The 9,138-nt window shown below is 64.2% G+C and carries 6 protein-coding genes; all 6 read right to left on the bottom strand.

The window, feature by feature from the left end:
• On the bottom strand, positions 1-261 hold a 261-nt coding region (locus BLT42_RS07190; RefSeq protein ID WP_143024068.1), incomplete at its 3' end, for an IS5 family transposase.
• Positions 262-334: 73 nt separating this feature from the next.
• Entirely contained in the window at positions 335-883 is a 549-nt protein-coding gene (locus BLT42_RS07185; RefSeq protein ID WP_091769034.1) for a copper chaperone PCu(A)C, read from the bottom strand.
• Positions 884-964: 81 nt separating this feature from the next.
• Entirely contained in the window at positions 965-2,002 is a 1,038-nt protein-coding gene (gene trpS / locus BLT42_RS07180; RefSeq protein WP_091769031.1) for a tryptophan--tRNA ligase, read from the bottom strand.
• Positions 2,003-2,066: 64 nt separating this feature from the next.
• Entirely contained in the window at positions 2,067-3,611 is a 1,545-nt protein-coding gene (gene murJ / locus BLT42_RS07175; RefSeq protein ID WP_091769028.1) for a murein biosynthesis integral membrane protein MurJ, read from the bottom strand.
• A 2-nt stretch (positions 3,612-3,613) separates the two neighbouring features.
• Positions 3,614-6,421, bottom strand: coding sequence for a [protein-PII] uridylyltransferase (glnD, locus tag BLT42_RS07170; protein WP_091769025.1), 2,808 nt, complete (start codon positions 6,419-6,421; stop codon positions 3,614-3,616).
• Positions 6,422-6,456: 35 nt separating this feature from the next.
• Positions 6,457-9,138: a DNA mismatch repair protein MutS gene (gene mutS / locus BLT42_RS07165; RefSeq protein WP_407657297.1), complete on the bottom strand. Its 2,682-nt coding sequence runs from the start codon at positions 9,136-9,138 to the stop codon at positions 6,457-6,459.

The following is a 9,138-nucleotide window of genomic DNA, read 5'->3' as shown; positions in this document are numbered from 1 at the left end:
CGACTGCGGCGAGCGCCGGGCCAATTCCTCGAACACCCTCAACCAGATACCTCGCTTGGCCCAGCGATTGAACCGGTTGTAGACCGTTGTGTAAGGGCCGTACCGACCGGGAAGGTCGCGCCACGGAGCCCCGGTGCGCAGCACATAGAAGATCGCGTTCACCACCCGCCGATCGTCCACCCGCCGCTTGCCCTTGCCCGGCTTGGGCAAGAGCGGCCCGACAAGCGCCCACTCTTCATCGCTCAAATCATAACGTGCCATGATCTCCTCCTGCTTCGCGCAGAAGTGAATCACGCAATCAACGATCCGGGAATCCCCTTATTGAGTACAGACCCTAGTCGAGAGCGGCTGCCGGTGCTGTCGAGCGGACGTCAAACTCGACCGGAATCTCGCCGGCGCGCTCGAACACCAGCACGCCGGACACGCTCTGCCCCTCAACCACAGGATCGAGCCCGAATACCATCAAATGATGCCCGCCCGGCGCGAAGAGCAGCGGGCCAGCCGTCCCGATCTCCTGCGGGCCGATCGGGCGCATTTGCATCATGCCGGTCTCGGGATCCATGGTGTGACCATGTAGTTCGACGCGGTCAGCGCCATCAATCCGGGCCGAGACCAGCCGGTCTGCGGCGCCTGCATCCAGCGAGACCGTGAAATAGGCGGCAGTGACGTCACGTCCTTGCGGATGTGGCCGCATCCAGGCAGCGCCGACATTGATCACCGGCGCGACACCATCGTCCGGCAAGGGCGCCAGCGCCTGCACTGCGTCGGGCACCATCTCGGACATGGCATGACCGCCATCATGGCTGACGGCAACGTCTTCCTCGACGCCGCCACAGCCCGCCAGAAAAGCGGCCGCAGCCACACTCAGGGATAGTCTCAACATCACGCATCTCCAGATTTCGTCAGTCCAGTTAGCCTGCCGGCAGACGGCCTGTCAGTGCGGCCAACTGTCCCGGACCGGAGGCTAGCTCCAATACCCGATAACTTGCTTGGCCTGCTTGAGCACCGGTGCGGCCACCGTGCGAGCCCGCTCGGCGCCATCGGTCAGGATCCGGTCGATTTCGGCCTGGTCGGCGACCAGGCGACGGAATTCATCGGAGATCGGCGCGAGATACTCAACAGCGACATCAGCAAGCGCCGGTTTGAACACGCCAAAGCCCTGGCCAGCGAATTCCGCCAACACATCGGCCTTGGTGCGGCCGGTCAGGGCCGCATAAATCCCGACCAGATTGGTCGCCTCCGGACGCGCATTGAGCGCCTCCATCGTATCGGGCAAAGGCTCGGGATCGGTCTTGGCCTTGCGGATTTTCTTCGCGATCGTGTCGGCATCATCATGCAGATTGATGCGCGAATTGTCGGACACGTCCGACTTTGACATTTTCGACAGGCCGTCGCGCAGGCTCATGATCCGTGCGCCGGGCCCCTGGATAACCGGCTCGGTGATCGGGAAGATCATTTCACCGTCACCGTAATCCCGGTTGAAACGGGCGGCGACGTCGCGGCACAATTCGAGATGCTGTTTCTGATCGTCACCGACCGGTACGTGGGTCGCCTTGTAGACCAGGATATCGGCCGCCATCAGGACCGGATAGGTGAAGAGGCCAACGGAGGCGCGCTCCTTGTCCTTACCGGCCTTGTCCTTGAACTGGGTCATGCGCTCGGCCCAACCCATGCGGGCGACGCAGTTGAAGATCCACGCCAGCTCAGCATGCTCGGGAACCGCCGATTGTGCGAAGAGCGCGCTCTTGGCCGGATCAACGCCGGCGGCAATATAGGCCGCAGCGGCCGCGCGGACCGCGCCGGGAAGCGCCTTGGGGTCGTGCGGCATGGTGATCGCGTGCATGTCGACGACGCAATAGAAGCACTCGAAGCTACCCTCATCCTGCAAGGCCACCCAATTCTTGAGCGCCCCGAGATAATTGCCCAGATGCAGCTGACCTGTCGGCTGCATGCCGGAGAAGATGCGCTTCGGGCCGTTATATTCGGTCGGGTTGTCACTCATGGCGTGCCTCGGGTGGAATGAGGGTGAAAGAAGGATGTGGTCATAACGGCCGCAATGGCAGGCCTCAAGGGCGCTTGAGCGCGTCACGCAGCTCGGAAATCCTCAACGCGCCGGTCAGCATCGCCGATCCGCCGAACACCAGCGCACCGGAACCACAGACCACCACAAGGGCCAAGAGCGGAATGCCGAAGCTGTGATCGATAATCCAGACGGCATGACGATCCGCGATCGCCAGGAAGGCCGACATCAGGATCACGGCGCCGAGAATGCGCGGAATTCGGTGCAGCAAGCGGGCGTCCGGCTGCAATAACCCGCGCTTGCGCAGCGTAACCGCGAGCAGAATGGCATTGACCCAGCCGGCTACCGAGGTGGCGATAGCCAGACCGAGGAAGTTCAACGGTCCGAAGAAAAGGATCAGGCCAAGCACCAGATTGACCGCGACAGAAACCGCCGCAAACCGCATCGGTGTCATTGTGTCCTGGCGAGCGAAAAATCCCGGGGACAGCACCTTGATCAACACAAAGGCCGGCAGTCCGAACGCAAAGGCGACCACAGCCAGCGACACCCGGTCGGCGGCATCGGCGGTGAAGGCGCCGTTCTGATACAGGGCGGTGACGATGAAATGCGGAATGACGGCGAGCGCCGCAGCAGCGGGCAGCGTCAGCGCCATCGAGACCTCAAGACCGCGATTCATCACATTGGCAGCCCCCGTCACATCGCCGGAGCGCAGCCGGCCGGACAAGGTCGGCAACAGCACAACACCCATTGCGATGCCGACCACGCCAAGCGGGAACTGGTACAGGCGATCCGCATAATACAGCCAGGACCGCGCCCCCTCCTCGAGCGTCGCGATAGAGGACGTAACGAGAATATTGATTTGAGTGACGCCCGCCGCCACAGCACCGGGAACACCCAGCACAATCAGACGCCGGGTATCGGGTGTCAGCCGGGGCAGGCGCAAACTCAGACGCACACCGAGCTGGCGCACGGAAAACCAGAGCCAGGCGGTCTGCAGCACGCCGGACGCCGTGATGCCGATACAAAGAAAAAGCGCCATCTGCTCGCCGCCGGCACCGGAGAAGAGCATGGTGCCGATCAGAGTCAGATTGAGCAGAACAGGCGCTGCGGCAGCGGCGGCAAACTTGCCGTGCGAATTGAGCACGCCACTCAGCATGGCCGAGAGCGACATCATCAGCAGATAGGGCATGGTTATCTGCGTCAGCAGAACGGCCAGCTCGAAGGTTTGCGGGTTTTCGATGAAACCCGGACCCAGCAAATACATCAGCCAGGGCATGCCGATCTGCGCCACAATCACGAAGATCAACATCGCGGTGAAGAGCAGCGACAGGACCTGCCGTGCAAAGCGCTGGGCTTCCGTCGGGCCCTCGCCCTCAAGCTTGCCCGCATACAGCGGCACAAAGGCGGAATTGAACGCACCTTCGGCGAAGATGCGCCGGAACAGGTTGGGAAACTGGAAGGCTGTCAGGAAGACGTCCGTCGTGGCACCGGCACCGAGTGCCGCTGCCAGCAACATTTCTCGCACCAGTCCCAGGACCCGGCTAGCCGATGTGAACAGGCCGACAATGGCTGACGACCGCAAAAGACGCATGACTACCTCAAAACGCTGGCGCGGGCGCGGGCGATACCGCGTTCAGCGGCCTTCTCGTCTAGCGCGGTTTCACTGGCACTCAGGACTGTGATCAAGCCGGCATGAAGGCGTTCGGTCACGGCGGCATCCTCCAGCTTGTGGCCCAGATGGGTGACGTAGAACACATCCGTGGCGCGTTCGCCATAACCGTCGATCTGGGCGGAGGTCAGCGACAGGTTTTCGTCGGCGATCACATCGGCCAGATCCGCCAACAGGCTTGGCCTGTCGCGACCGGAGGCTTCGATCACTGTGGCGTGCTCGGCCAATTCATTGGAAATACTGACAAAGGGCTCGACCCGGAAGGCCGCGTCACGATGCTTCATCGGCATGATGCGTCGGCGCCGCACGGGAAACTCGCCGGTGGCCACCAGCCTGAGATAGTCCACCAGGGCATCTCGCTTCGGCGTGTCCTCACGGCCATAGGGCTGGCCGGCCGCGTCCTGGATATGGAAAATATCAAACACATTGCCCGACACCGTCGTGTTGATGGTCGCACCGACCACGTCGGCGCCCATATCGGCCAGGGCGGCGGCGATATCAGCAAACACGCGTTCACGGTCAGGCGACCAGATCATGACTTCGGTGGCCGCCCGCCGCCGGTCGACCCGCACCGCGGCGGCCGAGGCACGCCCGGTCTCGAAAACATGCCGGGCAAAGGCTGCATGCCGGAAACGATCCTCTTCGGAGAATGAAACCCAATAGGCATCATTCAACTCCGCCGCCCACCACTCGGCGAAGGCCGGATTGATCCGCGCCAGACGTGGCAGCGCCTTGTCGCGCGTCGCCCGTGCCTTGTCGGCCAGGGTTTCGCGCGCGCGCTCCAGCCCGGCCCCCTCGCTCTTGAGCACCTGTTCCGTCGCCGCGTACAAATCCCGGATCAGCTGACCTTTCCAGCCATTCCACACGCCCGGTCCGACGGCGCGAATATCGACCACGGTCAGCACGGTCAGCAGCCGCAAACGCTCCACCGTGCCCACAGCGGCGGCGAAATCGGCGACGGTCTGCGGATCGCTCAGATCGCGGCGCTGGGCGGTATCGCTGAGCAGGAGATGGGTCTGGATCAGCCAGGCAACCAGCTCGGTTTCGGTATCATCAAGGCCGAGCCGCTTGCAGGCCGTGCGCGCGCGGATCGCGCCTTCAATGCACTGATCGCCTGCCCCCTTGCCGGTATCGTGAAGCAGGACCGCCAGGTGCAGGGCGCGCCGCCGCTTGATCAGCGGCATGATCCGGGTCGTCAACGGATGATCCAGCGGGTGCAGGCCGTCCTCGATTTCGCGCAATATCCCCAGCGCCTGCAGGGTGTGCTCATCGACCGTATAATGGTGATACATATTGAACTGGGTGCGCGCGACGATGTCCCCGAATTCCGGGATATAGCGGCCCAGAAGGCCTGCCTCGGTCATCAGGCGCAGGACCGGCATTGGCGCTGGCGAATCCAGTAAGACCGCAAAGAAGGCCCGGGCTGCGCGCGGGTCTTCGCGGAATTTCTCGTCGACATGGTGCAGCGTCCGGCCAATCCGCGCCACCGCTTCGGGGTGCAGGTCCAGACGCCGCGAAGAGGCGACGTGAAAGAAGCGGATCAGGCAGACCGGATCGTCCGCAATCTGGGTCGGATTGGCGAAATCCAGGCGGCCATCACGCAGCACGAATTTGCCCAGATCAGGCGTCTCATCGGGATCTTCCCCGGGCAGGAAACGCGCCAGGCCCCGCGGTTTCGACTTCCAGGCGTCGGCCTCGAGCTTGGCACATACCAGACGGGTCAGGGCACCGACATCCATGGCCGCGCGGAAATAGGCGCGCATGAAACGTTCCACTGCACTTTCATCTTCGCCGTCTTCAAACCCCATTCGGGCTGCGATTTCCGGCTGTAAATCGAAGGTCAGCCTTTCATCCTTGCCGCCAGCCAGGGCGTGTAGATGGAAGCGGATCGTCCACAACAGATCGTCGGCCGCGACGTATTTCACAACATCGTCGACCGATAGCAGGCGGCTGCCGACCCAGCGTTCAAACGCATCGGCACCGTAGAGAAATTGCGCCAGCCAGCGCATCAGCTGCAGGTCCCGCAAGGCGCCCTTGCCCGATTTGATATTGGGCTCAACCGTATAGCGCGACCGGCCCGCCTTCTCGATCCTGGCGTCACGCTCGCGCAGTTTCGCCTCGACGAAGCCGGTCTTGTCACCGGCGATCACTTCCTCACGAAAACGGCTGGCGAGCGCAGTGGCCTGCGCCTCATCGCCGGCGAGATAGCGCAAGCTGAGCAAAGCCGTGCGTTCGGAGGCATTTTCGCGGGTGATTTCCAGGGTTTCATCGATCGTGCGGCAGGCGCCACCGCCGACATCGATCTTGATATCCCACAGCGCGTAAAGCACGCGCTCAAGGAAGGCATCCGTCGCGGCATTGCCATCATCCGGCTTGATCAGGAGCAGGTCGACGTCGGAAAATGGGGCCAGTTCGCCGGCCCCGAAACCGCCCAGCGCACAGAGCGAGACGCCGCGCGAACCGTCCAGATCACCCGCAGCCATGGAATCAAACAGGGCGTGCAGGCTGACGCTCATCCCGTCGCTCAGCGCCTGGGCCGCCAGTGCGCCGCCGCCGCTTTTGGAGAGGCAATCGACCGCCTGGTCGCGGAACCGGTCCAGCGCCGCGCGGACATGGCTCAATGCCGTCGCGCGCGCAGCCGGGGAATCCCAGCCCTGCTTGGCAATAGCCGCCGCCAGCTGGGCGCGCAGCGTCAAGGCATTCAGCGAAGCGGGGAGTGCCGGGTGGGTCATCTGGATCTCAGCCTAATGCACCGGGCGGTGCGACGTCACTCATTCTTCATCAGCGCCTTGAGCTGATAGAGGATATCGAGCGCCTCGCGCGGCGCCAGCCCATCGGGTTCGACATCCGACAGTCGCAATTCGACCGCCGATTCCCGGGCCTCGACAACCGGTTCGGAAAGCGCGAACAGGGGCAGGTCGGCAAGCGCCGCCGCCGGTGCGCCCTCCGATTCCAGCCGCGCCAGAATCGTCTTGGCGCGCCGGATCGCAACCGGCGGCAGACCGGCACGGCGGGCAACCTCAATCCCGTAGGAGCGATCCGCGGCGCCCGGGCCAACTTCGTGGAGGAAGACCAGCTCGCCCTTCCACTCGCGCGCCTTGAGCGAGCAATTGCCCGCCGCCTCAAGATCATCAGCCAACCGGGTAAGCTCATGATAATGCGTGGCGAACAGGGCACGGCACTGATTGACACCGTGCAGGTGTTCCGCCGCAGCCCAGGCGATGGAGAGGCCGTCAAAGGTCGCCGTACCACGGCCAATCTCGTCGAGAATCACAAAGCTGCGGCCCGTGGCCTGGTTGAGTATCGCCGAAGCTTCAATCATTTCCGCCATGAAGGTCGAGCGGCCGCGCGCGAGATCATCGGCAGCACCGACGCGCGAATAGAGCCGGTCAGCGACCCCGATCCGGGCCGAGCGGGCCGGCACATAACAGCCCGCCTGCGCCAGCATCAGGATCAACGCATTCTGCCGCAAATACGTGGACTTACCGGCCATGTTCGGGCCGGTGACGAAGATCAGGCGGGCCGCCGCTGCACCGGCGCCGTCGAGCATGCAGTCATTGGGCGTGAAGCGGCCTTCACCCGTGCGCTGCAAGGCGCGTTCGACGACGGGATGGCGGCCGCCGGAAACGGCAAACACCGAACTGTCCTCGACCACCGGGCGGCAGGCCTCGGTTTCGATCGCCCATTCGGCCAGACCCGACGCGACATCGAGCTCGGCCAGGGCGCGGGCGGACTGGCGGACGGGATCAGCCAGACTCTCAACCCGTTGGCAAAGCCCCTGAAAAACCTCGATTTCCATCGCCAGAGCTCGCTCGCCGGCGCTGGAAATCCGGGATTCCAGATCGGCCAGTTCGACGGTCGAGAAACGCACCACATTCGCCATCGTCTGGCGGTGGATGAAATCCTCGCGGCCCATCAGGGCGTCGGCATGTTTGGCGGTCACTTCGGCGAAATAGCCGAGAACGTTATTATGGCGTATTTTCAACCCGCTAACGCCCGTCGCCTCGGCATAGGTCTGCTGCAGGCCGGCGACGATCCGGCGCGAGGCGTCGCGCAGTTTTCGGGTCTCGTCGAGCTCGGGCCGCCAGTCGGGTGCTACGAAGCCGCCATCGCGCGCCAGCAAGGGCGGCTCATCGAGGATAGCGCGTTCCAGATCACCAACCAGGGCTGACAATTCCGGCTTATCGGTGAGGGATAGCGCCGCCAGGCTGGCCGCCACCATGGGCGGCGGGGCGGTGAGCGGTGCAGCGAGAATGCGGGTCGCGAGCGCCTCGCCTTCGGCCAGGGCGGCGGCCAGGGCCTTGAGATCGCGCGGTCCGCCACGGCCGAGCAGCAGGCGCGACAGGGCGCGTTCCGGGTCGCCGGCCGATTTCAGACGCTCGCGCGTGTCGCGGCGAAGCTCCGAAGACGCTTCAAAAAAGCTAATCGCGTCAAGGCGTTGTTCGATCTGCACGACATCGGTCAGCGGCCGCGCCAGGCGTTCGGCAAGGCATCTTGCGCCCGGTGCGGTGACGGTGCGGTCGATGGCGTCGAGCAGGGAGCCGGCGCGGTTGCCGCTCAGGGTGCGATCGATTTCGAGGCTGGCGCGGGTCGCCGGATCGACGGCGAGGACACTGCCTTGGGCGATCTGGCGTGGCGGGGCAAGCTTGGCCGGCGCTCCGGCTTGCGACAGGGCGAGATAGTCCAGCAATGCGCCGAGAGCTGACCGTTCAGCACGGGTAAACTCGCCGTAAGCCGTCAGTTCATGCACGGCAAAGTGCGCTTTAAGTTGCCGTTCGGCAGAGGCCGCGTCGAATTTGGCGCGGGCGAGCGGGGTGACCGTCGCGCGCGGCGCCAGTTCGCCGCCCTCCTTGAAGCGGGTTTCCTCGACCAGAAGCTCGACCGGATTCATCGCCGCGAGCTCGGCGGCGAGATTGTCGGCGGCCACCAGCATGACCGCAAACTCACCCGTCGAGACCTCGGCCCAGGCAATCGCGCACTCGCCGCTCGCCAGACGCGCCAGTGCCGCGATGCGGTTGGAGCTGCGTGGATCGAGCAAGGTGTCTTCGGTCAGCGTGCCGGGGGTGACGACACGGCGGATCGCACGATTGACGACGGATTTGGACCCGCGCGCCTTGGCGGCCTTGGGATCCTCGGTCTGTTCGCCGACCGCGACCTTGAAGCCGGCCTTGATCAGGCGGGCCAGGTAGGCTTCGGATGCGGCGGCCGGAACGCCGCACATCTGGATCGGCTGGCCCTGGTGTTCACCGCGCTTGGTCAGGGCGATATCCAGTGCGGCGGACGCGCGCACGGCATCGTCGAAGAAAAGCTCGTAGAAGTCGCCCATGCGGTAAAACAACAGCGCATCACCCGGCGCCTGCGCACGCAGGGCGAGGTATTGCGCCATCATCGGCGTGGCGCCTTCAGGGTCCGGAAATTGCCGGTCGGCCGGAACCGGCATTTGTGTCAT

It is taken from the genome of Maricaulis salignorans (genome assembly GCF_900103475.1).
Classification (GTDB): Bacteria; Pseudomonadota; Alphaproteobacteria; order Caulobacterales; family Maricaulaceae; genus Maricaulis; species Maricaulis salignorans.
The sequence above is the reverse complement of the archived record's forward strand: the minus strand, read 5'-3'. Positions and strand labels throughout refer to the sequence as shown.